The 26,504-nt window shown below is 48.0% G+C and carries 23 protein-coding genes; 5 read left to right on the top strand and 18 right to left on the bottom strand.

Translation table 11 applies throughout. The features are described 5' to 3' along the window. Positions 1-976 precede the first annotated feature (976 nt). From hrpB to NLBNIHML_RS29085, 10 genes are all read right to left on the bottom strand, one after another. Entirely contained in the window at positions 977-3,490 is a 2,514-nt protein-coding gene (gene hrpB, locus NLBNIHML_RS29130) for an ATP-dependent helicase HrpB (protein WP_494353338.1), read from the bottom strand. 153 nt (positions 3,491-3,643) lie between these two features. Continuing rightward, positions 3,644-4,450, bottom strand: a complete 807-nt coding sequence (locus NLBNIHML_RS29125; RefSeq protein WP_339241720.1) for an SDR family oxidoreductase — start codon at positions 4,448-4,450, stop codon at positions 3,644-3,646. Positions 4,451-4,636: 186 nt separating this feature from the next. Continuing rightward, positions 4,637-5,479, bottom strand: coding sequence for a hypothetical protein (locus NLBNIHML_RS29120; protein ID WP_494353337.1), 843 nt, complete (start codon positions 5,477-5,479; stop codon positions 4,637-4,639). Positions 5,480-5,489: 10 nt separating this feature from the next. Continuing rightward, entirely contained in the window at positions 5,490-6,242 is a 753-nt protein-coding gene (locus NLBNIHML_RS29115; protein WP_076330724.1) for a vWA domain-containing protein, read from the bottom strand. Between the two features lie 28 nt (positions 6,243-6,270). Beyond that, a complete protein-coding gene (locus NLBNIHML_RS29110) occupies positions 6,271-8,346 on the bottom strand; it encodes a protein kinase family protein (protein ID WP_494353336.1) in 2,076 nt (691 codons plus the stop codon). A gap of 158 nt (positions 8,347-8,504) precedes the next feature. Continuing rightward, positions 8,505-8,780: a WXG100 family type VII secretion target gene (locus tag NLBNIHML_RS29105; protein WP_017689071.1), complete on the bottom strand. Its 276-nt coding sequence runs from the start codon at positions 8,778-8,780 to the stop codon at positions 8,505-8,507. 184 nt (positions 8,781-8,964) lie between these two features. Next, on the bottom strand, positions 8,965-9,513 hold the full coding sequence (locus NLBNIHML_RS29100) for a WXG100 family type VII secretion target (protein WP_339241716.1): 549 nt from the start codon (positions 9,511-9,513) through the stop codon (positions 8,965-8,967). Positions 9,514-9,519: 6 nt separating this feature from the next. Further along, a complete protein-coding gene (locus NLBNIHML_RS29095; RefSeq protein WP_339241715.1) occupies positions 9,520-10,350 on the bottom strand; it encodes a hypothetical protein in 831 nt (276 codons plus the stop codon). Positions 10,351-10,366: 16 nt separating this feature from the next. Further along, entirely contained in the window at positions 10,367-14,371 is a 4,005-nt protein-coding gene (gene essC, locus NLBNIHML_RS29090; RefSeq protein WP_339260510.1) for a type VII secretion protein EssC, read from the bottom strand. A 52-nt stretch (positions 14,372-14,423) separates the two neighbouring features. After that, positions 14,424-14,744 (bottom strand): hypothetical protein, encoded by a 321-nt coding sequence (locus NLBNIHML_RS29085; protein WP_339241711.1) that lies wholly within the window; start codon positions 14,742-14,744, stop codon positions 14,424-14,426. 422 nt (positions 14,745-15,166) lie between these two features. On the opposite strand from NLBNIHML_RS29085, the gene NLBNIHML_RS29080 reads away from it, so the two are divergent. Then, positions 15,167-15,406, top strand: a complete 240-nt coding sequence (locus NLBNIHML_RS29080) for a hypothetical protein (RefSeq protein WP_074094612.1) — start codon at positions 15,167-15,169, stop codon at positions 15,404-15,406. 121 nt (positions 15,407-15,527) lie between these two features. On the opposite strand, the gene NLBNIHML_RS29075 is transcribed toward NLBNIHML_RS29080, so the two are convergent. The 6 genes from NLBNIHML_RS29075 to NLBNIHML_RS29050 form a co-directional block, all read right to left on the bottom strand. Then, positions 15,528-15,680 carry a hypothetical protein gene (locus tag NLBNIHML_RS29075; protein ID WP_339241709.1) on the bottom strand — a complete coding sequence of 51 codons (153 nt, stop codon included), beginning with the start codon at positions 15,678-15,680 and terminating at the stop codon, positions 15,528-15,530. 244 nt (positions 15,681-15,924) lie between these two features. Next, positions 15,925-17,400, bottom strand: coding sequence for an aldehyde dehydrogenase family protein (locus NLBNIHML_RS29070; protein WP_494353335.1), 1,476 nt, complete (start codon positions 17,398-17,400; stop codon positions 15,925-15,927). A gap of 172 nt (positions 17,401-17,572) precedes the next feature. Continuing rightward, on the bottom strand, positions 17,573-18,109 hold the full coding sequence (locus NLBNIHML_RS29065; RefSeq protein WP_494353334.1) for a GNAT family N-acetyltransferase: 537 nt from the start codon (positions 18,107-18,109) through the stop codon (positions 17,573-17,575). A 372-nt stretch (positions 18,110-18,481) separates the two neighbouring features. Further along, positions 18,482-18,820, bottom strand: coding sequence for a L,D-transpeptidase (locus NLBNIHML_RS29060; RefSeq protein WP_076318547.1), 339 nt, complete (start codon positions 18,818-18,820; stop codon positions 18,482-18,484). Positions 18,821-18,876: 56 nt separating this feature from the next. Next, the gene (rsgA, locus tag NLBNIHML_RS29055) at positions 18,877-19,902 is read right to left on the bottom strand and encodes a ribosome small subunit-dependent GTPase A (protein WP_339243027.1); all 1,026 of its coding nucleotides are present in this window, start codon (positions 19,900-19,902) and stop codon (positions 18,877-18,879) included. Between the two features lie 530 nt (positions 19,903-20,432). Beyond that, the gene (locus tag NLBNIHML_RS29050; RefSeq protein ID WP_339243025.1) at positions 20,433-21,026 is read right to left on the bottom strand and encodes a DUF2087 domain-containing protein; all 594 of its coding nucleotides are present in this window, start codon (positions 21,024-21,026) and stop codon (positions 20,433-20,435) included. A 178-nt stretch (positions 21,027-21,204) separates the two neighbouring features. On the opposite strand from NLBNIHML_RS29050, the gene NLBNIHML_RS29045 reads away from it, so the two are divergent. The 3 genes from NLBNIHML_RS29045 (at position 21,205) to NLBNIHML_RS29035 (ending at position 23,356) form a co-directional block, all read left to right on the top strand. Next, a complete protein-coding gene (locus NLBNIHML_RS29045; protein ID WP_472478693.1) occupies positions 21,205-22,203 on the top strand; it encodes a YpdA family putative bacillithiol disulfide reductase in 999 nt (332 codons plus the stop codon). Positions 22,204-22,208: 5 nt separating this feature from the next. Then, positions 22,209-22,652, top strand: a complete 444-nt coding sequence (locus tag NLBNIHML_RS29040; protein WP_339241702.1) for a DUF441 domain-containing protein — start codon at positions 22,209-22,211, stop codon at positions 22,650-22,652. A 191-nt stretch (positions 22,653-22,843) separates the two neighbouring features. Next, positions 22,844-23,356, top strand: coding sequence for an ADP-heptose synthase (locus NLBNIHML_RS29035; protein ID WP_339260504.1), 513 nt, complete (start codon positions 22,844-22,846; stop codon positions 23,354-23,356). Between the two features lie 93 nt (positions 23,357-23,449). Here the strand turns inward: NLBNIHML_RS29035 and NLBNIHML_RS29030 are convergent, their stop codons facing one another. Both NLBNIHML_RS29030 and NLBNIHML_RS29025 read right to left on the bottom strand, forming a co-directional pair. After that, positions 23,450-23,899, bottom strand: coding sequence for an NUDIX domain-containing protein (locus NLBNIHML_RS29030; protein ID WP_339241699.1), 450 nt, complete (start codon positions 23,897-23,899; stop codon positions 23,450-23,452). Between the two features lie 69 nt (positions 23,900-23,968). Then, positions 23,969-24,274: a HesB/YadR/YfhF family protein gene (locus tag NLBNIHML_RS29025; RefSeq protein WP_339241697.1), complete on the bottom strand. Its 306-nt coding sequence runs from the start codon at positions 24,272-24,274 to the stop codon at positions 23,969-23,971. 484 nt (positions 24,275-24,758) lie between these two features. Between NLBNIHML_RS29025 and NLBNIHML_RS29020 the strand changes: the two genes are divergently transcribed. Beyond that, positions 24,759-26,504, top strand: a complete 1,746-nt coding sequence (locus NLBNIHML_RS29020) for an ABC transporter ATP-binding protein (RefSeq protein ID WP_091031779.1) — start codon at positions 24,759-24,761, stop codon at positions 26,502-26,504.

The following is a 26,504-nucleotide window of genomic DNA, read 5'->3' as shown; positions in this document are numbered from 1 at the left end:
TGTTATTACCCGCCTTATTTTCTTTCAAACGCTTGCAAGGCAATATAGTATGTGTTAATAGCAATGAACGGCTCGTTATTCAACCAACTATAGAGTGTCAACGATAGCGAGTTTCAGATTCCTTAGAATGTTACGGGCATTTCCAATCGCAGAATAAGATGTCACAGGTTCATTAGCGCTCCAATCCATGTTCTGGTGATACATTGCAGAATATGACCGGGGCCAAATCATATTGAAGTAGAGGCTGTGTAATCCTGCCAGTTATCAGTTATCCAGACGATTTTTTATGGAGATTTTCTAAGGGATGTTCTACGGAAATTTTCTAAGGAACTGAGGACGTCTTATTTGGCCTTTCGGTCCTATTTTATTTTGTAACGAACATGAGACACGTTATTTATCAAAATCACCTGGAAAAGACGCTCTAAATGGCTTGTTGTTCAACTATAACGTGTTTCAGATTCCTTAGAATGTTGCGGGCGCTTCAAATCACTGAATAAGACGTCACAGGTTCGTTAGCCTCCGATTCATGGTCGATCGATCATAGGTTGAAGGATGGCGGTTCCAAAACATCTTATCCATCCAGTGCCCCTCCCGACTCTCTTTAGGTTTGAAAACACACCGGGACGTGCTTCAACCTCTAAAAAAGCAGTTTTTGCCCGAATTTCGTCCCATGCCGGGAGTTTGCCACAAGCGAACCGAGGGCACGCCAAGCCTAAAAACGCAGCAGTCGAAAAGGCAAAGTGACGCAGCAAGTGGCGAAAAGGAAAATTGACGTAACACGGTACGAAAAGACAGTTCACTATGCGGTCAGCGAGTTTGGAGACACATCCTGATTAGAAGGTGATTACTTAGTTAAGGTAGAGTATGATTCGATCAGTTACAATACGGATTGTTGTGGTTCATCCGAATCTAAGCCTGATGTAATGCACCCTTCGGGAACCTGGTGTTGATATCTAAAAAAAACGAAATCATTCATCTATTTCCCCCGTGGTTTGGCCCGATTAGTGGCCACGGCTTCAAGTGGATTATCCGGCCAATAATGCTTCGGATAACGTCCTTTCAGATCTTTTTTGACGTCAAAGTAGGTCTCACGCCAGAAATTGGCCAAATCTCGTGTGACCTGTACAGGTCGCTGAGCCGGCGATAACAAATGAATGGTCACTGGGACTCGCCCACCAGCTATACGCGGTGTCTCCTGTTGTCCAAACATCTCCTGTAATCTCACCGCCAGAGCAGGAGCCTCGGGACGGCTATAGTCCACGGGAATACGCGATCCACTGGGCACCTGTATATGCGTCGGAGCTTCATCGTCCAGTTGTTGTCGTTGCCCCCAGCTCAGACCACCAAGCAATACATCTTGCATCGACAATCTCTTGAGGTCGGCTGCCGATCGCATGCCTGTCAGATAAGGTGTAAGATGCTCAGCCAACTCTTCGGTCAGATCATCTTCGATCAGGTCGGGCCACTCAGGTAGATGGAGATGCAGGAACCGCAGCCTGTCCGCAAGTTGTCTGGACGTTTTAGTCCATGGCAGACAATCCAGCCCTTCCATCCGTATTCCGGCCAACAATGCTTCCAGCACCTGATCTTCAGGTGGCTGTGCAATACTGCTCTCTTTCATCACAAGGGCTCCAATACGAAGTCTCTTATGGGCTCGCACGCTGCGGGTATTGGAATCCCAGGCCACTTGCACTTCATCGTGCAGCAGGTGCTGAGCTGCCTGTAACAATGTTTGCTCCTGCAACGGCGCAGCCAGCAGGATACGCGCATCTGCGCCCTGGTCGTCTGCCTCGGCTGCGACCAGATACGCTGAACGGCTCAGCGATTCTGTCGCTGCGAGCCGTACGCCGCGGCCGCTGCTCAGCAGATAGCGGCCGTCTTCCCGGCGTTGCCCGATCCGGTCCGGATAGGCGAAGGACAGCAGCAATCCGCAGCTGTCTTCATCCGGCCGTACCGGATCGGCCGCCGGGCCGAGCGCCGAGCGCAGCTGGCGGCTCTCCTGGAGCATGCGCCGCACGGCCGCGCCGTCTAGGGCAGCCGCTGCCGCTTGCGGCATGCCGCTGCTGTCCGCGGTCAGCAGCGCCTCTACGCGCGGGCGCAGGTCCGTGCCCGCGCCTGCACTGCTGCGGAGGCCGGCAGGCTCCTGCAGCAGTACCGCCAGCATGCTGGCGTAGCTGGCCAGCCCAAGCTCCGCCGCGCGGAGCAACATGCTGGCCAGTCGCGGATGCACGCCGAGCATGTTCATCCGCCGCCCGAAGGGCGTGACGCGGCCTGCGTCATCCAGGCCGCCCAGCTGGCGCAGCAGCGCCTGTGCCTGGCCGTAGGCGGCGTCAGGCGGGGTGTCCAGCCATTGCAGCTCTGCTGGGGACTGGACACCCCAGACGGCAAGCTCCAGCACCAACGGCGCAAGATCCGCGGAGGTGATCTCCGGGCGAGCTGCCTCAGGCAGCCCCCCATGAACCTCTTCGCTCCATAGCCGGTAACACACCCCCGGGGCAATTCGCCCCGCACGACCCCGCCGTTGATCGGCTGACGCCTTGGACACCGGCAGGGTGACAAGCCGGCTCATACCCGTGCGCGGCGAGAATGCCGATGCTCTGCTCAGCCCTGCATCCACCACAATCTTCACTCCAGCGAGAGTAAGGCTGGATTCCGCAATCGAGGTGGACAAGACCACCTTGCGTGAACCCTCAGCCGCAGGACGTATGGCCTCATCCTGTTGTTCCACGGGCATGCTGCCGTAAAGAGAATAGACGTTCACATGTGCAGGCAGAGAAGCATTCGATAGCTCCCGTTCTGTACGATGTATCTCTATTGCGCCAGGAAGGAAAACAAGCACATCCCCCTCCTGTTCGGCTAATGCTCTCTTGACCGTCTGAGCCGTGAACTGTTCCAGTGGCATAGATACCGGTCTTGGCACATATCGTGTATCCACTAGAAACGTACGTCCCGGACAATGAATCGATCTTGTACCTTCGCCCAGTAATGCACAGACAGGATCTGGATCTAAAGTAGCCGACATGACCAGCAATTTCAGATCCGGACGTAACATCGCTCGGGATTCCAGTGCCAGAGCCAAACCCAAATCTCCATGTAAGTGACGCTCATGGAATTCATCGAATATAATCATGGCCGTATCCTCAAGACCCTGGTCCTGCTGCAACATTCGGGTCAATACCCCTTCCGTCACAACTTCGATACGTGTCCCTTGGCTCACCCGGGTATCCATGCGCACACGATATCCTACAGTCTGCCCCGCTTTTTCCCCAAGCGTAGCTGCCAGTCTTGATGCAGCCGAACGCGCGGCGAGTCTTCGGGGTTCCAGCATGATGATTTTCCGTCCCGCGACCCATGGCTCCTCCAGCAAAGCCAGCGGTACAACAGTTGTTTTTCCCGCTCCGGGCTCTGCAATTAACACCCCTGTATCTTGATCCCGAAATAATTGTCTTAACTCCGGAATAACCTCTTGTATCGGTAACTCTATATGCATATAATCGCTCCTAATGAATGTACCCTACTGCTTTTCAGTATCTCTATTCGAATGTTAGCATTATAACAAAAAAAGCCGTTCCAGAGGAACGACTATCGCAGACACACCCTAAGACACGCCTTAGTAAAAATGAAATTTATCCCGTATGCTCACTTAGCTGAGCAATGACTCTGCACCATCAATGACGATCTCTGCTCCGGTAATATGTCTGGATTCGGACGATGCAAGGAAACTTACCAGATCGGCAACATGTTCCGGCTGACCCGGTCCGTCCGCAAGCGGCTGCTGTCCCTCCGGGAACTCCATCGGGATAATGATCTGTTGCAGATCATCCGTTTTGACCGTACTTTGATCAATATTCGTCGCAATCGCTCCTGGGCAGATCACGTTCACACGTATCTTGAACTTCGCCAGCTCAAGCGCAGCCATCTTTGCAAAAGCAACCTGTCCTGCCTTGGATGTGCTGTACGCCGACATGCCAAAGCTTGAGAAGCGTTGATTGCCGTTAATCGAACTTGTAATGATAATGCTGCCGCCACCCCGTTTCTTCACGTGAGGCAAAGCATATTTTACGGTGAAAAATGTGCCGTTCAAGTTGGTTGTGATAATTTGCTGCCAATCTTCAACCGAAATTTCCTCAATAGGTGCTGATACACCATTAATGCCCGCATTGGCAAAAACAATATCCAAACCGCCGAATAACTCAACGGTTTCCAGCACAGCCTTTTCCACACGTGCCGGGTCGGAGATGTCAACATCAAATGCTCTTGCCGCACCCGGGTGCTGCGCATTAATCTCTGCTTCCGTTTCCGAGATCCGATCATTCACCAGATCAAACAATGCAACATGTGCACCCTCTTTTGCCAGCTTGACCGCAGTCGCCTTCCCAATACCTGAGCCTGCTCCGGTAATAATCGCAACCTTGCCTTGAAACCGTGACTTGCCGTTATGTTGTGTCATTATCCATTCCACTCCTTCATTTTAGCAATTATGTAAGAATGTACATTGAAGCTATCATTAGCCAATTCTTCACAAGATTACCCAAAAAGAGTGTCTTTTAAATCAACACCAACAAGTTTTTTCACGTTTGGACTTCAACAAAGTCACAGCATCACTCGGATCAATGCACAATTTGATATCCGGCGCTCACCATTCCAGCTCAATGAAAGCGGCATCATCTTCAAGACCGCCGGTATGTGTAGCATCCAGCAGTACCTGAATGTGTTCATCGGGGACATAGGCCTGAATCGCATCCAAGTCGTTTAATCCATCCGTATATAACTGAAGACGCAGTGAATCGTTGGCGGACCCTTTGGTCTCGTAAATGTGCGGCTTACCACCAAGAGGGCCTTCAAGTGTAGACCAACGCTCATTGGTCTTGCAGTGAGTCTGAAATAATTCAGAATCTTCCTGGCCGTTCCGCCACAGGCGAATACGGGAATCTCCTTGCCAAGCAAGCCACACCCGACTTTTGCGACCGCCTCCCGTAAGCTCAATCCGTCCACACACATACATGGCCTGGCTGCCTCGACTTCGCTTTTCCATCAACACTTCACGCAGCAACAAAGGAGAGCTTTCCAGCGGCTGTAATTTCTCCAGCTGCTCAGATGCAGGAAGGGTCAGATCCCGAAGCAGTCGCTCAACGCCCTCTTCTGTCGGGTGTTGCGTCGCTTCCAACCAATCCAGTAAAGCATTCCCCAGAAAACGCGCTGCAAAGTCTCCCAGATAACTCATGCCTACCCCATCACACAGTACGAAATTACATATATTCCCTTTCATACGCACCGCAGCAAAGTCCTGTCCGGTATCTCCCTGATGTACCGTCTCAGCCGCTCTGCCATAACCATATCTGCACTTAAATGTGCCCTGATAGCGGGTTAGTGGCTGTTCTCCCGTCTGTACACTCACATAGCGAAAGTTGCCATGCCGCTGCTCGGCATGGCCCCCCTTATCTCCAGCAGACAATGTTGCCAAACGCATTGCTCTCATGATTCCCCTCCTATCTCACAGGCGTAGCAGCGGACATCTGGAATCCAATCGATACCAATTCTGCACATGTACCTGGCAGCATCATGAGTGCACCGGGTGCAAGCAAATAATCAGCTTCAACAAGCATTTCCCGATAACTTTCGGGCAGAACGGAAGACATATTCCGCAGCTTCTCTCCATGCTCATCCTGTAGATTTGTTTCAGAAGAGATTCCCTTCCATCTTCTAGGTTCAGCAATCGGCCCTTCCAGCAGATGATCGGATATAAAAATATTCTCCACCAGCACATTGCCATCTGGTACACTCATGCCCATGATTCTTTTCGCAATAGGCTCGGGATCTTCACCTGTGGCTACCCCGTCGGTCATATGGCACACAAGTGGAGCAGGACAATCCTGCATATTCGGAATTTCGGCCTGGAGAATCTTTTCCGCCTGCAGAAAAGCCTTTGCCGAGTCCGAGAACCGTTTCGGGGTCAGGTCAGGCAAAGATCCAACTGCAGCGATCTCGTCGATTCCTTTGATGCCGTTCAACAGGTCATATACATCATCGCTGTAAGCCAATATGGCTATGCGATAGCGAGGTGTCAGACGATTTCCCTTGGTGGACCGAAATACCATTTGGCGTATCGCGAGAGATAAGGCATCATAGACGACGTCAATCCGCCGACGATTTTCCAGAACCATGTTCATGGAGGCGCTAATATCAATTAAATAGATAATGAGTGCAGGTGTACGCTGTGATGCTTGAATTGTGTAGTTCATCTAGGATGAGTCACCTCCGTCAATTACTTTATAAGTTAGGCAACGTATAACTGGTGTTGCTCAGGAATTTGTTAATGGCACTCATTCGAGCGGCCACTTTGCCGACTCCTTTGAAATAAGCAGCATCGGTATTGTATAGATTTTTAAAATCACGGGCATACGCTTCGGCATTTTCAATTTTTCTGCCTTTTTGTGCGTTATACGTTTTATTGTAATGAGCAATCAACGTGACCACATTCTCGGCACGTTTTTTCTTGAGCGCGGCTTTCTGAGCAATCTCCTGTTGACGTTTAGCTTCAGCTGCCGCTTTACGCTCCGCTTCCTGTCTTGCAAGCTTGGCATCATTCTCTTTTTTCCAGACCAGATAAGCTTCATATTTTGCCTGTTTATCGTACTTCTCCTGCTGTGCTCTCTTGGCAGCTTCTTTCTTCTGCTGTTCCTGCTTCACCAGATAGGCCTCATATTTCGCCTGTTTGTCGTACTTGGCCTGTAATGCCTTGCGTTCTTCTTCTTTTTTCTTCGCTTCTGCTTCCTTCTGTTTGGCTTCAGCAAGCTTTTTCTTTTCCTCAGCATCCAGTTTTGCAGCTTCTGCGGCCTTTTGCTTCTCTTGCTCTTCCTGCTGCTTGATCGCAGCTGCCTTTGTAGCTTCAGCCTCTTCCGCAGCCTTGACCTCTGCCAGTCGTGTAGCTTCCTGCTGTTCTTTCTGCTTCACTTCTGCCTGATCGGCCAGTATTTTGACCGTTGGAACACCACCTGCCAGCAATACAATAAGCACAGCGGAAGAAATCATGAACTTCTTGGATCGGTAGAATGGCACAGGTACAGGCTTATCTGTGTCTTCTTTTGGATTAAGCTTGGCGTCCAGTTCCTTGATTGCAGCCTCCACTTCCATCTGCATCGCGCTGTTATGAGGAATGAAATGATACAGCGAACGATACACTTCCAGTGCAGCAGCTGGTTTATCTTCATCCTCCAAGGATCTTGCCTGTAAGAACAGACGGTTCACAATCGCTTCCTGATCGGGAGAGTGCGGCGTTTGGGGAATGTCCCCCTCTTGCGTATTCCCAGGTTCACTTACCGGTTCTGAGCTCTCCTTCAGAATCCCATCCGCTTCGGACGGATTGCCAGCTTCTTCTTCCGACGATGCAGCAGCTGCCGCATTGGCCTGATCCACGTCTACCGCAGCCAATGCAACATACCACTCACCAAACGTTGGACAACTGCTCAGATCGTGACTTTCCCAAGCTCGAATAAACAGATCGGACAGTTTGGAACCCCAACGCTTCTCAAGGGACTCCCGCATTGCATAATACCGTTCACTCACCGTCTGCATTTCATGCTGGTCAAAATAACTTTCGCCCCACGCTTTCTCTACAATCACAGGGTCCGACCAGCTTAACATTTCAGCAATGATAACAGCTCCGGCAAATCGGTCAGCATATGAACTCCACAAACCGCTGTGCACTGTGCGATGGGCTGCATAACCGGGTGACCCGGCAAGCAGGGCATCCGGACGATCCATCTTGGAACCGTACATCTGCTCGACATCCACAAGTTCTACCGCAGACGTCTTCCCCAGGTTCTCCACTTCGGAAAAAAACGGAATCATTACATTGGGAGCGGACATATCGCAATGAGCTAGTCCACGTTGTTCCATGGCCGAACCCGTCCCAGCAAGCGCTCTGGCCAGCTTCAGGCTCTCCTCAGCCGTCAACTGTCTCTGATCACTGATCACATCGAACCAGGTCTGACCTTGCACCCATGGCATCAACACCGCATATAACAGATCGGGATGTTTTCCAATGAGCGCTCCGTTTCTTTCCGGAGTGAGCACATCACGCTTGCATACTTGCAAACCTGGCAGTTCACTATAAGACTCCATATGCTCAGACTGATATACCATAGCTGGAATACGGAATTTAGGAAAAAATACTTTTAGTGCTTTGGCCCCATGAAGGGAACCGTTTCGGGGTAACAACTGATAAACAATCCCCTGCCTTCCAGCTTGGGCATAAGCTAGACCCGGCGCAGCCGGATGTTGCCCAATCGTATAGGCAATGTCGTTAATCACCACTTCATCCCCGGGATTCGGTTGAAAAGACATGCTTATCCCTCTCTCTGTCCTAGTGTCATAGTTGCAGCAAAAACCGGGTGTTGTGACAACGCCCGGTTTTTGCTGTAGTTATACATCTTCAGCTTGCTACCCGCCAATGATTCAGGGCGAATTCAGACTTCAACTCGGCCTGATCTATGTAAAGCAGATTAACGAGCTTGGTCAGCTGTACGGAATTTGTTAGCAATAGCTGTAAGTTCAGCGCTGATGCTGTTCAGCGTTTGAACGAACGATTGCATTTGTTTGCTAGCTTCTTGGAACTCCTGGAAGAAGCGTTGCTTTGTCATACCTTCCCATTGTCCTTCCATGCTTGTGATGGATTGAGTCAATGTGGATACGATTTGCTGACTTTGCTCACCGCTTTGTTTAAATTGGTTGGAAACCTGATCAAGCTGCTCTGGGGTAACTAAAATACGTCCTGCCATTGGTAAATTCCTCCTTGGTTTGTGCAATTAAATTTTGACTTGTTCAAATTGTACTATACCAGGATCGATCGAACAAAAGTCGAAGGACCTAATCCTATTTACCCCATTTTCAGTCCTTGAAACTTCTCCTAACAGCCTATTTACAAAAAAATTCACTTCCTGCTGTTACTTTTATTCACCCTTTTCAGGAAACCACAGGCTCGGTTCCTCTTCTTCCCCGAAAGGAAGGATCAGTGAATCTCCATGCTACCGGCTCAGGCTGCATGGCCTGAACCAATGTAGCAGGGGAGCCATCAGGCGGTGCGGCATCCTGTACACGATATACGGCCGCCATTGCGGAAAGGGGATCGGATACTACAGCTACAGTTGCAGAATGTGCAGGCATGATTTCTCCTGTACGATTGTTCTGAAGAACATTCAGCATATTGACCGCATTACCATAGGCTGTGTTCACATGACTCAGCACGGAACGATACTCCATGTCTGCCTGCTGGAATAACAATGCTTTGCGTCCCAGCTGTACGCTTAAGTCCATTAATCGACGAAGCGCATCCTCGCCCAGTCGTTTACTGTGATTCCATTCACTCATCACCGCTGCGCGGGATTCAACCTCCCACTCCAGCGAATGAATCGCCTGATCCAACACTGTCATCTTTTGCTGTATTTGCTCCGCTGCATACTGAATCTGCTTGCTCAGTGCCCGAAGCACATCCGGTTCCACACGAATGCGCATTTACCATCACCTTTCCTCTTCCCCTGCAGGCTGTTTAAGCCAGTCCAGCAGCATCTCGTGAAACTGTTCTCTAGTCGTCAGTGCTGCAACTAGCCAATCATCTGAAGCCGCAGTGCTCATCCGGAACAACCAATTGGATACCGCACTTGCAGCAAATGCTGCAGACTGCGACTTCCACCCGTCTTCATTCCATACGAGCAAACGAAGCTCCCCATCTGACTCCTTACCCACCAGACAGCGTGCCAGCGCAAGCGAGCCCTCAGGATCACTTGTCTCCTGTGCGAGTTCATCTGCTACGGTCTGTACCCCGCTGTTCTCAAGCTCATTCATGACATCATAAAATTTTTTCTTGGAGCACATTAGTGCCGGTTTCTCCGCAGGAGAATGGCCGCTCCATTTCATCCGCTCTATCAGAACATCAATGGCTTCACGAACACTTCCCAGATCGCTAAGCCGGAACGAGTCCGGTACGTCGTCAACACGGGAAACTTCAACGACCCGCTCATCCGTGCAATGTATATAACTTTCATACGACTTGCCGTTGATCGTGTATCGAATCCAACAAGCTCTGTCGGACAATCCGGCAATGGCTACCCTGGAGAAAACGGTCGGTGTCATGATCAGCTCATCGGTATCCTGATCCCGAATCAGATATCCTTTGTCAAGCAGGGAGGTTTTCACACGCTCCCACTCCATCGCGATATCCTCCGCCATATAGCCGCGAAACGGATCTTCCACACCAAGCAGTCGGTCTGAACCGAGAATACCCGCCAGGAAAAAAAGTTCTTTTGTTTGCAACGTGACTACCTTTTGCTTAGAATCATGAACCGTCAACATTATGAGCCACCTCCCCTCAAACTACAACATGCCATCGGTCACGAATTTCAGAAATCCAATCGGTCATTTTCCAGCTGTCATCACATGGAACTGCACCTTTAACCCTGGAATATTTACGTTTTACATAATAACCTTGACCTGGAGGCAGTACCTTCAGCCCACCTGAACTACCTCCGGATTCCGAATAAGGTATACGGAAGAACGAGAGATCGTTAGGGTCTAAAGTCCCGAACAGCATTCCGCTCTGGGAAGCCTTCACATCCGTTACCCAATCCGAACCGAAGGTCGGGAAGTCTGCCGGAACCCCGGACAGAATCACGTGTACACCACGATCCCTTCCTTGACGAACAATCGCTCCCAATTGATCTTTTACATTAAAATCGTTTAGCTGTTTGGACAAGGTGTCCGCATCATCGATAACAAGCACAAGTTCCGGTCCACCGGAAATCTCGCCTCTTTTCAGAACTTCATCGTACAACTGTTGAATCACAGGTGCAAGCTGTTCTTCTCGCGATACATGTCCACGGACATGGGGCAAACTGCTGATTTCCCCCAGCCCACCTGCGCCATAACGCATATCTACTGTGTATATTTGTACATCTTCCGGAGAAGCATGATAAGCCAGTGATAACATCCATGTCAACAAAAATGTCGTTTTTCCGCCTTCCATCGGACTCGTCACCATGAAATGTGGACCTTCACGCAGATTAAGCTGGAATGGTTCAAGATCATCCGTAAGCAGTCCTACAGGGACAGTTACAGATGATGTATCCCATGCCTGACCATATGATCCTATCTGAATGAGCAGATCCTTGAGTTTGATCTCTTCCGGAAGCGGAGCAATTTGAGGTGCTTCTTCCCCTGTCCAGCCTTGGCGAATCTCAGCGATCGTGCGGCGCAATGCCGATGAACGTTTGCCTTCATCTGCCCCGGAAGAAGGTAATGCCGCCTGGAACATCAACGGAGGCACTTGCCCTTTGACCAGACCTCTTCCTGGCGGAAGTTGGCTTGGTGCTTTGGAAGGTCTTCCCACGGCATAATAATAATCACTTGGATCAGATAACTCAAATGAAACCGCATTGGGAATATTGCTTCTGAATTTCTCAAATACATCTGTTACCCGATTCGCAGTAAGTACAAAGGTAATCCCCAGACTTCCGCCTTCACGCAGGATCGTCTCCAGAAGTTCATTTTCTTCCGGATAGGCATTGCGGAATGAAAGATAACCATCGATAACCACCACAACCTGCGGGACAGCCGCATGAGCTGTCCGTCGGTAGGCCGAGATCGTTTTAACACCCGCCTCCGAGATGATATCTTTGCGTTGTGCTGACAGCTTGAGGATATAACGGAATAACCGTTTGATCCGGTCTTCCTCCTCCGCCATCATCACGCCACCGATCTGTGGTAGTCCTGCAAAGTCCTTCATCATGCGGCCCATATCGATAATGTAACCATGCCAAGGCTCAGTTCTGTGAGAACGGGCCAGAGACATAAGCAAGGTCTGAACAAATGTTGTTTTTCCCAGTCCCGGCATGCCGTAAACGACCAGATGGCCTTGATCCACAGGCAATGCGAGCGGTTGTTGGCGCTGATTGGGGAGATCATCCAGCAAACCAACCAGGGGTTTCAGACCACTTGCCCCACCATCAAGCAGCAGATCCCGATTCTCTTCTTCCTGCCATTCCTGAAGACCTTCCCATTCCAGTGTTTCTGGTAAAGGTGGCAACCATGGTCCTGGCAACCGACGGATGCCCGCATCCGCTGCAGACTGAGCAACATAATCAATAAATACTTGAAGCTGTTTCGGAACATCTTCACCTTTGAGAACGGCTCTGCGCTCTCCCGTTAACAGGGGCTCCCGCTTACCGTTTAGGCGTACTTCCATGACAGGCAATACCGTCGTTGAATCCTCCTGTTGGTTATACGGTGCACCACTCCAGGCGAATTGCATTTCTTCAAATACTTCATCACTACCCACCTGAAAATATCCACGACCAGGCTTCGTAATCCAGGCAGCATTTGGAATCTTGATCATGTCCCTGCTATCTCCCTCACTCTGTACGCGAAGGCAGATCCGGAAGCGCGAATTACTCCATATTTTATCGTCCACAACACCGGCTGGCTTCTGGGTTGCCAGAATTAGATGAACCCCAAGTGTTCGGCCAATGGCCGCGATACTAATCAGTTCATCCATGAACTCTGGCTGGTCCCGTTTCAATTGAGCAAACTCATCAATGATAATGACGAGATGCGGGAGCGGTTGCTCATGTCTGGAACGCAGAATTTTATAGTATTCATCAATGTGCTGGAGATTTCCCGCATCATTTAATATTTTTTGCCTTCTGACCAGTTCGGCACGAAGTGAGATATTCGCCCGCTCGATCAGATTTCCATCCAGATTGGTGATTGTCCCTACCACATGAGGTAGATCAACAAATGTATTGGACATACCGCCACCTTTGTAGTCAATCAGCATGAAGGCCAGATCATGCGGATGGAATTCAGCAGCCAGTGAAGCTACGATGGACTGGATGACTTCACTTTTACCTGAACCGGTTGTACCTGCAATCAGACCATGGGGACCATGACCCTGACGTTCAATTTTGTCATGCAGGTTTATCGCTATTTTTTTGCCTCCAGCTCGTACACCCATTGGTACGGGCAGCGTGTCCGGATATCTCGTCTGCCCCCATCTGGATACCACATCCAGATCTTCCACGCGTGATGTGCTCAGCATATCGAATAACGGAAGCACTTGCGGGATATCTGATGCAGATGACCGTTTTAACCGGATCGGTGACATATAACGGGAAAGCGCCTCTGCCATTTCCTTCGAGATCACATCAGGCTTGTACGTTTGTTGAATAACATCCGCATCTTCCGTTTTTTTGATATATACCCCTTTGCCTTTGGAGGCTTCCATAATCAACTGACAATGCATTGGTAGAGACTCCTTGCGATTAGCCAGTATGATGGTGCATACATCGATGTCCTGAGCCGATTCCAGTAGCAGTGGGAGCAACGGTTCTTCTTCAATTAATTGCGTATCGGAGAGAATCACAACGTAACACGGCGTTTGTATGCTTTTCTTGTAGCGGTCTTCCTTATTGTTGCGGCGCCGGTTCAACACGGAAAACAAGCTGTCCGCCAATTGATGCGCACCGCTGTGCCTGTCGGCCATATAGCGTTGTCCCTGGTCTTCATCCCAGATATGGGGCATCCAGCGAAGCCAATCCCATTCCTTGCTGTCCTTTTCTTCATAGAAAGCAGCAAGCTTCAGTTCATCCGGGGAGTGACGTACCGTCAGTTGTGAGATGATGACTCGCAGGGAAGCAAGCACTTCCTCTCGATCACCGACCAGTCCCATAACCTTCGATTGGAACAAAGGCAATGTAATGGAAGCATCCGGTACCGTCTGAAATTCACCCGCAAGTTCATGGGCGGCTTCAATTAGCTCATCCTTCTCATAACCATCAATCCGTGGAACCTGAAGTTTGATACGGAATGGAATCTCTCCCGTACCAATGCGCACCTGAAGGAAATCATCATCCTCTGGTGAACGCTCCCACAAGGAACTGTTCCGGTTCTTCACCACTTGAAGGCACACACCCGGATCCCCATGAATTTCATACAGGCTCTTCACTTGCTCCGCCTGAGCTTCTTTCAGTTCTTCCCGGTGTTTGTCCAGTTGGGCAAGATACATTGTTTTTCGTTCTTCCAATTTTTTGCGATATGATTTCTTGTTGCTCAGATACACGAAGAATGGAATGGTGTAAGAAGTAAGCATCATCATGACCGTCATCATCTGAAACATCATATAATTGCTGTTGCCCATTTTGCCGGTCATATTGATATATACGTAGAAACCAATGCTGACCATGGTCATCATGATCGGCACAATAATGGATATCATGGAAAACGTGGGTTTGCTCGGTTCTGTTGGAGGCCTGAGTATTTCGAGTCCTTCTTCCTTGAGAACCGGTGTCATTCTTGGAGAACGCTGATATAACACATTCACGAAGAGAAGACCTCCTTTAGTTCGTTCAATAGAATGTATACGTTCAAAAGCCCTATTCGTTGCTGTCCTTTTGAAATAATGAACGTCTCCCATATACAGGCGCTTCTTCCGAAGTCGTTGAAAAAGCCCGCTGGACACGTACGCAACTGCCTTGCCGCAGCCCTGTTTCCATTAACTGCTGTGCGTTCTGCGGAGAGAACCACAGCCCCTCCGGAAACTTGGCTTCAAGGATGTACTGAATGCCGTCTCCCGGTGCCTGTCCGAAAATGCGAACGCCAAGTAATGTCTTCAAATGTTCAATGGTGCATTCATCCGGAACATCGATGTCGAACCATTCTCCTTCCTCGCGGCCGGAATACACGGTTAGAATCATCCGAATCCCTCCCATGGTCTCATATGTAAATTGTCCTAATGTCAGATTAAATCAAAAAAAAGAGAATGAATCGTTATATCAACCCTATTTTCTTACATAAACACCCTGTTTGCAATGTGCCACCTGTAATTTTGTTACATATGACCCACGTATATATTAAAATATCGTACATTTGACTCAGAACTTTCGTGGCAGTTATGCTTTTGAATATTGCGAGGATACGAAAATTTTCATTTTCTATTCCATTTAAATGGTAATTAGGTTTTGTTTTTCGGGACTTTTATTCCTTCGCTCACAATTGAATTGTGAACACTTTTCAAACATTACCCACCTTTATGTTTTCATAAGCTGATTTTAAGGTAATTTTAAGCATTGGAATTTAATATTACCTGTATGAAATAACAACCGTGAGGTGATTTCAAGTGAGAACCCTAATAACCTTTCAAAACAAATCAATCCCTGTATACTTTAATCAAGAAAACAAACAGCCCATGCAGAAGACATTAAGATTGCTTAGCAGTGCTCTTGAGCATAAAATTAGCAACGGTAAACGTGCCATTCAAAAATGTCTGCATTCTTTAATTAGTATTGAGATTGTTAATGGAGAAGCGATTCTCCACAGTCGAAGTGAAAACGACTCCCTTGCTTTATCATTATATTAAAAGGAGTCTACCAAGCCACATTTATGACAAGACATGAAAAAGGAAGCTGTCGTTATAGACAAGCTTCCTTTTTGAGGTGTATACACGTTAACAGCGGATTGCAGTTATGATCAGCCATCACTCAGTGCACTTTGCTAAGGACATAGGCGGCATCATGCTCTTCCGCAATCTCGGCTTTACGAATACGAATGACAAACAGCCGAACCAAATTGGCACGTGTATGTTCTTCCTGACAGGTATTCAGTTTCCTCAGAATAAAGCGGTCAATGGACATGAATTTAAAGCCCCTTTGCCATTGGATTTACGGATCGATTCTTCCGTGTATCCATAAATAACCAGATAGCGTCAGAGCCAAACAGCTTTTCCACTCTTATATTAAGTCGTATTTTGCTGTGGTGTAAAATTCTGCAAAAAGCCCGTCCCACCAAGCTGGGACGGGCTTTCGCATGATTTGTCGATCTTTTTGCAACTCACTCTAATCGTTCATAAACGACCCTGCTAGTTCATCCTTTTTCGACTTATTTCACTCCTGGATATTCCCGATATTGGTGCTGAATGCTGATCCAACGAGTACGTGTAAACTTCTCAATTGCCCAATCACCACCGAAACGTCCAATCCCTGAAGCCTTTTCACCGCCAAACATCACATGCGCTTCATCGTTCACGGACTGATCATTTACATGCACCATACCAGATTCAATGCGCTGGGCAACCAGATATCCTCGATTCAGATCTTTGGTGAATACGGAACCACTAAGTCCATAAGGAGTATCATTCGCCAAACGCACAGCTTCATGCTCATCATGAGCCTTCATGATCACTGCCACCGGGCCAAACAATTCCTGCTGCACAATATCTTGTTCAGGTTTAACATCAGCAAGTACAGTAGGAGACAGCACACTGCCTTTGTTGATCCCACCAAGCAATAGACGTGCGCCTTCGTCCTTGGCTTTGTTCACAAGATCCTGCAACCGTGTTACCTCTTTTTCACGAATGAGAGGACCTACGAGTGTTTTGGCATTAGCCGGGTCACCTGCCTGCACATTCTTCGTTTTGGCAACAAATGAATCAACGAATCTGTCGTAAATATCAGCATGCACAATGATACGATTCAGAGCCATGCAGATCTGTCCCTGATGCAAAAACTTGCCAAAGACCGCGGCTTCGGCAGCACGTTCAATATCCGCATCTTCCAGCACAACCATGGCGTTGTTGCCGCCTAGCTCCAGTGCCGTTTCTTTTAAATGTTCACCCGCCAGTTTACCGATTCCCTGTCCAACTTCTGTGGAACCCGTGAATGAAATTACTTTGGGAATCGGATGAGCCACAAAGTAATCCCCGATCTCACTGCCACTTCCGGCAACGACATTTAGCACGCCCCCAGGCAGACCGGCTTGTTCGAACAAATCAGCAATGAGCCAACCTGCCGTAATCGGAGTGTCTGATGCCGGTTTAATTACCACCCCATTGCCGAGAGCAATCGCCGGAGCTACGGATCGAAGACATAGATGTAAAGGGAAATTCCACGGCCCGATCACACCGACCACACCCTTCGGCTCCCGAATTACACGATTCTCTTTACCAGGAGTATTGGACGGAATAATCTCACCCTTCATACGATAAGGAAAAGATGCTGACTCATCCACAATGCGTTTAGCCGCTGCAAACTCCGCCTCCGATTTGATTCGGGTACTCCCGGATTCTATGATCAACAGTTGAATGATCTCCTCTTTTCGCTCTGCCATCAGAGATGAAACTTTCCGCAGTACCTCTTCTTTCACAGCAGGTAATGACTTCGCCCACTCAATCGAATTTTTATGAGCAGACTCATACGCCTTATCTATGTCTTCTTTATTGGAAGAGCGCCATGTGGCAATAACTTCTCCCGTATAAGGGTTGATATTCTCCATTGTTTTCTCACCGGAGCCATCTACCCATTCGCCATTAATATATTGTTTCGTCCATGTTTTATGTTCGGTTTCCATTAAAGTCATGTGAATACGCCTCCTGATCAAAATTGAATGTCACACCTGCACAACGGTGTAATACATCATTAACCTTGTTCAGAATTACGCAAACGTGCAGACCTGAATTAGCTATTCCATTCTTTAAGTTTAAGGAAACAATACAACCCGAGTATTCTGTCCCCCATCTGTACCTCTTTCATCAATCGGGCAGGCTCTTCTCTCCAAAGAGGCTCAATTCTTCCCATCCGTAGCCAACCTCAATCAGATCTTGACCACCAATACGGATAGACTGTGTGTGGACGGGAGTGCCTCCCATCTTCTCATAGAAGCGACAAGCTGAATTACGTTCCAAAGCCCATATGATCAAACGTTTCATATTGAAGGACTGCAGATGATTAACGACATGTGTTGCCAGTTGCCCACCTATCCCCAGTTGTTGCACTTCCTTCAGCAAATATATAGCGTACAACTCTCCATCATAAGGTAATTTGCCTTCACGCTCCTTACCCCCACAAGCAAATCCGACAATGTTCCCATGATCCTGTTCAGCTACCACCAAGATCTGATCTTTTTCGCCAGAACGAATGGTCCTCTCCCACTGCGACAATCTTGATTCTATAGTCAAATGATCCAAAAAATCGTCGGGCACAATTCCTCGATACGTTGTTTTCCAACTCTCTGTATGTACATGGGCTATTCCTTGCGCATCCCCTTCGCGCGCCGGCCGGATTAACATCGCTATCACTCGCTTTCTCTCATAACTGCCATAGCTTTACCATATTATATGTTCATCTTTCTATAATTCCAAATTCATCCACTCCAGTTCTGGTTGTAAGAACTTATTTGGTAACTGGCTATCTTAACCTTATAATACGTGTTCAAAAAGTCTGGTTTTAAGTACCAAGAAGATGGAATGAAGCTAGAAATGGAGTAGCGGAGCGTAGATAGAGCTACGTGAGCAACCACAATGTTTCCTCAGGAAACATACTTCGAAAGCCACCCGCTTATTTCGGTTGAGTTTCATATTCGATGCTGATCATGCCGCTAGGTATGATTCGTAATCAAAAGCGGACTTTTTGAACTACCTCCCATAAAGTGAAATCCGGCCCTAGGGCCGGATCGTTACTCTAGTGCCTACAGAAACCTTGGACGACAGATCCAGTACATCCGAGTTGTACATGCGTATACAACCATGGGAGACGGATTTGCCAATAGACCAAGGCTCATTGGTTCCGTGTATCCCATAATGGGGAGCAGACAGCCCCATCCACAACACGCCAAATGGCCCACCTGGATTGGATTGCTTGTTAATAATCGTGAACTCCCCGTTTGGCGTCTGCGTGAGCATCTTGCCTGTGGCTACGGGATAGCCCTTAATCACCTGATTGCCATCAAGAAGATATAACATGTGGTCAGACAGATCTACAATAATCCTGTAATCTGGCATAATGACATCCCTCCTGACCTATCTTATGCAAGGTAACAGATGATGCCCGCCTGATTTCAGACTTCCTCCCACTCTTTCACACTGCGGGAGTGCTTGGGTTTGCGACTAGTGGCCGGTTTGCTGGAAGCGGTACGCTTTCTGGATGCCACTTCTTCCTTGCGTTGCTGATATTGCAATTCCTTCTGCATTTTCAGATAATTATTCAGTCTTTTTTCATCTAATGAACCATCCTGTATGGCCTCTTTCACTGCACATCCTGCTTCCCGTGTATGACTGCAGTCCAGGAATCTGCACGTTGCCGCAAGTTCTTCAATTTCTCCAAACGCATGCGACAGCCCATCATTCCCCTCATCCCATAGGTTAAGCTCACGCATTCCTGGAGTATCGATCAATACGGCTCCCTGTGGAAGTACAAACATCTCCCGGTGTGTTGTGGTATGTCTCCCTCGGCTGTCGCCCTCACGAACAGACTGTGTAAGTTGCACATCCTCACCCATCATCCAGTTCACCAGCGTAGACTTGCCACTGCCCGAAGATCCTGTGAGCGCAACAGTCAACCCTGGCTGCAAATATCGTTCCAGTAAAGATTTGCCTTGGTCCTCCACTGCAGATATCGCAAGCACTTCAACACCTGGAGCGATTCCTTCTACATTTCGGATCTGTTCTTCCACATTGTTGCACAGATCACTTTTGCTCAAGACAATGACTGGCCTTACGCCACCATTCCAAGCCATCATCACGTATCTTTCGAGTCGTCTAAGGTTGAAATCATGATTAAGTGCAGCCACGATTAACAGTGTATCCACGTTTGCAGCGATTAATTGTTCTTTGGTCACTGGACCTGCCGCCTGTCTCGATACCCTGCTCTGACGTGGCACCAGATGATGAATAATTGCTTCTTCACCTGCCTGGCCTGTAATCGCCACCCAATCTCCAACTGCTGGTACCAAACTCGTTTCCAGACTATCATGACGCATTCGGCCCGAAATTCTCCCCCAGCGTTCGCCCTCTTCTGTAATCAAACGTTGCAGGTGTCCATGATCTGCGATAATTCTGGCTGGCTTTCTATCCTGCTCTTCCATTCCTGTCACTTGCCACAGTTCCTGCCACTTTGCAGACCAGCCGTACTTTTCAATATGGTTATCTAAAATATAAATTCCTCCCAAAATAAGTTTGTTTACTTCGTTCAAGACCAGTGAACAATCATCTCCGGTTCAGATCAAAACAAAAAACCACGAGTAGAAATACACCCGCGGCAATAAGTAGTTAGACGAATTAAAGATCATCCCTTCTCGTAGATATACCGGATATCATACTTTACCATCCGCTATATTCAATTCAGGAACACCCTTTTATCGGCAAACCAAAAAGCCACGGGTGCGTCACCCGTGGCTTCATCTGAGCATGACATACTCCACGTTACAATGGATACTGCTATCCAACTAACGCAAAATTACATGCTTTGATCCGTTCCGGAGACGCTGTTCATATTCAAATTAACGTATACTGCATTTAACTTTGTCATAAACAATCGCCTCCCTTGTAGAATTATCCATTATGTTACACACTGGGCTTTGCATTTGTCAAGCCCAAACTTTTTTTCCAGCCTACTCTATTTGACCTGATCCCAGCGCGTCCACATTTCCTTCGGATTCAGTTCATAGATCCCTTCTTCCCGATACATGAACTGATGCATGATAAATTCCCGCCGAATGGTAGCGAAATCTTCATGATACTTCTGTATAAATGTATTCATTTCTTTCTCGGTATACTTCCGACCGAACTCAAGCTGCTCGACCAGATGACCAAGTACAATCAGCTTTTTCTTGTATTGAGCGGGAATCTGCCGCAGTCGTCCATCTTTGGAGAAAAAATTTCTCATGACCGACGCTTTCAGTGTTTCGTTCACATCACTCATATCCGTAACCTCCTCTCGCTTAAAGATAAAGTCAACCGAAGCCTGCGCATTCTCGCGGATAAACGAAGGATTCAGTGTGAAGTACACTGTATTTTTCTCCCGTCGTTCCTTAATCAGCGCCGCCTCTCTCAGCTTGGATGCATGATGTGTCACGGTGGGCTGTGACAGATTCAGCCGCTCGGCAAGTGCCTGTCCGTGCAGTTCACCCTGTGCCAACAACAGCAGCATGCGAAGCCGGGTCGGGTCAGCCAACGCTTTATGATAAGCCACAATTTTCTCCAGCTGCATCATCGTTCATCTCGCTTTCATTTAGATAAATATCTAATTTGATATTAGTCTTTTCCTCTCTCCACGTCAACTCCTTTGGATTCAAGTAAGCTTGTCTGGGTTTAACTCTCTCTTGAACTGGCATTAGCTCGCTTTTTACGGTAGGATTATATTGCTTGAAATAAGGAGGATTAAGAACATGGAAGATGTCATTATTATCGGCGGAGGCCCATGCGGTCTGTCTGCTGCCATTGAATGTGAGCGGCTGGGACTGTCCGCTGTGATCGTTGAGAAATACAATATCGTTCAATCTATTTATCTGTATCCAACCCATATGCAGTTTTTCAGCACAGCGCCGCTGCTTGAGATCGGAAACGTTCCGTTCAGCACACCTAATGATAAGCCGTTTCGTTATGAAGCACTTGCCTATTATCGCAGGGTAGCCGAACATTTTGGTCTGCGTGTTCATAACTATGAAGAAGCCCGTGAAATCATACGCAAGGATGATGGTACGTTTGAGGTACATACGCTCAATCGCCGCGGGGAAGCCATCGTTCATGTTGGACGCAATGTCGTTGTAGCTACCGGTTATTTTGACCATCCTAACTATCTGGGCATCCCTGGAGAAGATAAAGATAAGGTAACCCACTACTTCCGGGAAGCCCACCCTTATACCCGTACACGTGTCGCCATTATTGGCGGAAGCAACTCAGCCGTAGACGCGGCCATGGAACTGGTTCGGGTCGGAGCACATATTGATATGGTGTATCGCGGCAGTGGTTTGTCCCAGCATATTAAACCATGGGTACGCCCGCTATTCGAGAGCATGGTGACAAAAGGTCATATCACACTGCACCTGGAATCACGCGTGAATGAAATACTCGATGATTCAATTCGTCTGATACACACGGATGGTTCCACTCGGGAACTGGATAATGACTTCGTACTGGCAATGACCGGTTTCCGTCCAGATCGTCAACTACTCACGTCGGTAGGTGTGGAGATGTCTGATGATATGGATAAACCTCTATATGATGAACAAACGATGGAAAGCAGCGTACCTGGTGTATATGTGGGCGGAGTCATCGCTTCGGGGCGTAATGCCAATGAAGTCTTTATTGAATCCGGGCGCTGGCATGGACGGTACATTGCGGAACATATCGTTAGCAAACAACGTGGACAGACTGAAGGGAAATGAAAACCATGGATATGACTTCCCTGCTGCTACTTGTTTTTGCGGCTCTCGGGATTATCAGCAGCAACACACCTGTGACCGTAGCGATGGTATTTCTGTTGTTGCTACGAGTCCTGAACCTGAATCAGGCATTTCCATGGCTTGAAAAATACGGACTTACACTGGGCATCATCATTCTGACCATTGGCGTGATGGCACCTCTTGCCAGTGGCAAGATGAGTCTGCAGACGATCGGTGAGTCTTTCCTGCACTGGAAATCACTGCTCGCCATTGGCGTAGGATTACTGGTGGCATATCTCGGAGGACGTGGCGCTACGCTGATGAGTACACAGCCAACTGTCGTTGCAGGGCTGTTAATCGGAACGGTACTTGGGGTTGCCCTATTCAAGGGTGTACCTGTGGGTCCATTGATTGCTGCAGGAATACTGTCACTGCTACTGGGCAAATCCTGATTCGGTTGTGATCGTTGTGACCTGACATGCTCTGCAGATTGGCTGTATTTCCCACCGTTGTGTGATATACTTCTATTCATGCAAATTATGTACACAAGTCTACAGCAGAATAACCCATATTATGGTTATGCTGTTGCATAAGATATAGATTCACTTTGCAACTATTAATGGCCCAGGAGGAATAAGGAACCATGTCACGTCAGTTTATTACAGAAGCCGTGATGGTGGCTATTTACGGTCAATTGCTAGCGCCGCCCGCGCCTGTTGAATATATTTTTCCTTATACCACCATCCTTGAGCTATATGAATTCCAGACCAGTCCTGATCCCATGATGGATAACCCGGCAGATGATCAGCATGTAAAATCCAAAATCAATGAAATGATTTCTTATTTCGAGGAACCACTGAATAAGAAAAAAATAGAGCGTGCGTTACTTGTTCCATGGGCCAAAAGCCCCTCCATTTTATTTGGTGACCAAGTATCCATTGCCATTATCAATGCAATAGATACGGCACAGTACGGGGAGTATTTCGATCCCATTGAGACAGAATTGCTGCTGACATCTCAGCGCCTGAGTATCCCGATTCTCACCGATCAGGTTGAATTGATCGCACGCATCATTGAGTCTGAATCACCTGTACAGGTATTCGATATCGATGATTTTGATTTTGCGATGGATGATGAATCACTGGATCAGGTGTAATTCATGATTAGAGCACGTGAATCCGATTTTCAAAAAAATGACCTTGTCACCCATTTTACGTGGATGCCAAGGTCATTTTTGCGTCAACTTATTTTATTCTACATTATCCCGAGCTAACAGAATTCGGCTAATTTCATTCAGAGGTGGTAACGACTCCTGTGCGTAAAACTTAAGACCCGCATCACTATTGACACGTGACTCCACAAGATCATCCTGAATGATCACTGTCCGGAACAGGGCAATGACATAATACTCTTCATCTCCGCTCGAATGCAGAGACCGAAGATCAGGCCCTGAATACAGACCTTCCAGTGTCATGGTATCAACGGTCCAACCTGTCTCTTCCCATAACTCCCGATGCGCAGCATCTTCTATGGCTTCCCCAGGGCGCATCTCACCAGCTGGCAACCGCCATTGACCGTGTTCCGCATGCTGAATCAGCAGTAATTCACCTTGTTCGTTCTCAGCCCGCACCGCCGCTTTTACAACAATATGAGAGCGTTTTGCGATATACTGGGCCAAATCTCGTGCTGGCAGATTCACTGCTTATCCCCTCCTCCTATTCGGAAGCCGGTGGCGACCTGTGATTCATTTATTGCCTAGCAGAATACTTCAAGGATTAGATATTTCAGTGTAACGATATTCGATATCCTGACCTTCATCAACGATATCTACATGCAGTTGGTGCCCTTTCAGATACCAATAATCGTGATCTTCCATAAAGAATTGAATTCCCGATACTTCGGTTTGATCGGCAGGATGTCTTGGTTTTTCCACAGCAATACCTAGCGAAAATCCAGGGTGAAGACCTCCGCCTGAGCTATAACGGGCAAAAAATCGAATGCTGTCTCCCTCGCTCAAATTCAGTTCTTCCTTGTACCAGCGAGCAGCTTGATCGGATACATGTATGGTACTCATTTGGTGTCAGCTCCTTCTGTATATATATGTTCCATCATATCTCTACAGGGACTTGAATACAAACCCGAGTGCTCCTATAAAGACAAAATAAATTGTGAAAAATGTTTGACAGATTGTAAAAGCCGGTGTTAAGATGCAAACATACGAGGTCTACATTGTATTTATTTCCAAAAAAGAAAGGGTGATTACGGTGTTTAACAAACATATGATTGTTCAATTCAACACACAATTAAATACCGGAGCACACCCGAAATCATTATTCCGTTCATAAGTCGGCATTACAGGCGGTCTTACATTAGAACCTCTGTGATGTTTACTCACAATCGAACTTATATATGGTGGCGGCTCTGTTCTCTGAGCCATGCTGCCGTATGATGATATGAAGACATACCGCCTGCGTGCGGTATGTCTTTTTTTGTGGGTACATTTCGGCATACATGAACGGAATCTGCATTTTTCGGATATCGAAAGGAAGGGATAACACTTGTTCTCTGTACTTAAAAACCTGGCCTGGTTCTTCCGGCTGGAACGCAAACGATACCTAACCGGTGTCATCTTGCTTATTCTGGTGGGCATTGCCGAACTGCTGCCTCCTCGTCTTCTTGGCAATGCCATCGACGAGATTGTGCGCGGTTCCATTACCGGCACCTCACTTACGCGTTATATCTTGCTTATTCTAGGAACGGTCATCATTATCTATCTGGTTACATACGTTTGGATGCACAAACTGTTTGGTGGTGCCAATCTGGTGGAACGGCTTCTTCGTTCGCGCTTTATGGACCACTTGCTGCGGATGACTCCTCCCTTTTTTGAGAAAAACAGAACTGGCGATCTGATGGCTCGGGCCACCAATGATCTTCGTTCCATTGCCACTACAGCAGGCTTCGGCATGCTGACTTTAACAGACTCTACAGCCTTTCTGGCCACCGTACTGTTCGCTATGGGTTTTCTGGTTAGTTGGAAACTGACCCTGGCGGCAATCCTGCCATTACCTTTTATCGCCATTGCCATGATGATCTATGGTAAAGCTGTACATCAACGTTACACCCTCGCACAGGATGCATTCGGAGATATGAATGACCAGGTGCTGGAATCCATTGCCGGTATCCGTGTCGTGCGTGCCTATGTGCAGGAACGTCTGGACGAAAAACGGTTCGCCGATGTGACCGAAGATGTGTATCGCAAAAACCTCGCTGTTGCCAGAATGGATGCCCTATTCGAACCCACCATCCGGCTCTTCGTTGGACTCAGTTATGTGATTGCACTGGCCTACGGCATATATCTTGTATTCCATAATGAAATTACTCTGGGTGATCTCGTATCATTCAATATGTACCTGGGGATGATGATCTGGCCTATGTTCGCCATCGGCGAATTGATTAACCTGATGCAGCGCGGTAGCGCTTCACTTGATCGGGTCAACGAGACATTATCGGTTGAACCTGCTGTACAGGATGTGGAGCAACCTGCTCACGTTACGAATCCGGAAGAAATTGCGATGCAAGATGTTACATTCCGTTATCCTAGCTCCACTGTCGACAATCTCAGTCATATCAGCTTTTCGCTGCGAAGGGGTCAAACCTTGGGTGTTGTGGGTCGTACGGGTAGCGGTAAGTCTACTTTGCTCAAACAACTGCTTCATGAATACCCTGCTGGTTCGGGTACATTAAGCATCTCGGGTCATCCGATTCAGGATATCGCCAAAGATGACTTGCATAGCTGGATCGGCTATGTACCACAGGAACAAGTGCTGTTCTCCAAGTCCGTTCGTCAGAACATTCAATTTGGTAAACCTGGGGCCAGTGATGAAGTCATCATGGAAGCCATCCGTACCGCCGCTTTTGACGGGGATCTGGGAACCTTATCGGATGGACTGGATACACTCGTTGGTGAAAAAGGAATCTCTCTGTCCGGTGGACAGAAACAGCGGGTATCGCTGGCACGTGCCTTTATTGCTAATCCTGATATTCTGATCCTTGATGATGCTTTATCTGCTGTCGATGCACGTACTGAAGCTAAAATCATTGAAAATATACGCAACAAACGCTCGGGCAAAACCACGCTGATCTCGACTCATCGCCTGTCTGCTATTGAACATGCTGACCGAATCATCGTACTGGAGCACGGGAAAATTACGGAAGAAGGCACTCACCAGGAACTGTTAGCCATGAACGGCTGGTACCGTGAACAGTATGAACGGCAACAGGTCGAGTCCAATCTGTCCACGTAG

This window comes from Paenibacillus sp. JNU01, assembly GCF_059130585.1.
The sequence above is the reverse complement of the archived record's forward strand: the minus strand, read 5'-3'. Positions and strand labels throughout refer to the sequence as shown.